Annotated in this window: 1 pseudogene; it reads right to left on the bottom strand. The window is 55.1% G+C overall.

Annotation, left to right across the window (positions count from 1 at the left end):
• Positions 1-249: 249 nt before the first annotated feature.
• Positions 250-363: pseudogene (locus EN807_RS37210) on the bottom strand (DNA-binding response regulator); the annotation flags it as partial.

The following is a 363-nucleotide window of genomic DNA, read 5'->3' as shown; positions in this document are numbered from 1 at the left end:
TGCCGGAGTAATCGAATTCACATGCCTGACCGATAACGATCGGTCCCGCGCCGATGATGAGGATGGACTTGATATCTTGGCGCTTCGGCATGGGCTCTCTCGTTCCGCTTTTCGGTTGCGCAAAACACCGGCCAGGGTGGAAGATCACCGGCCGGGGAGCGCAATTCTAATGTTTTCAGGCTAGAAGCGGCTTATAGGCAAATGTTTTTGAGAACGGAACCCCATAAATTCCGGAATCGACAGAAACTCTTAACGGGCAGGGGCAAGCGCGGCAAAACGGGCCTGTACCGCCGCGGTGTAAGAGCGGCTGACGGGGATCTCCGTGCCATCTTTTGTAATGATGTGCAGACGGCCTGTCTGCTT

This window comes from Mesorhizobium sp. M5C.F.Ca.ET.164.01.1.1, assembly GCF_004792125.1.
GTDB classification, from domain to species: domain Bacteria; phylum Pseudomonadota; class Alphaproteobacteria; order Rhizobiales; family Rhizobiaceae; genus Mesorhizobium; species Mesorhizobium wenxiniae.
Note: the sequence above shows the minus strand (reverse complement) of the source record. Positions and strands in the feature narration are given on the sequence as shown.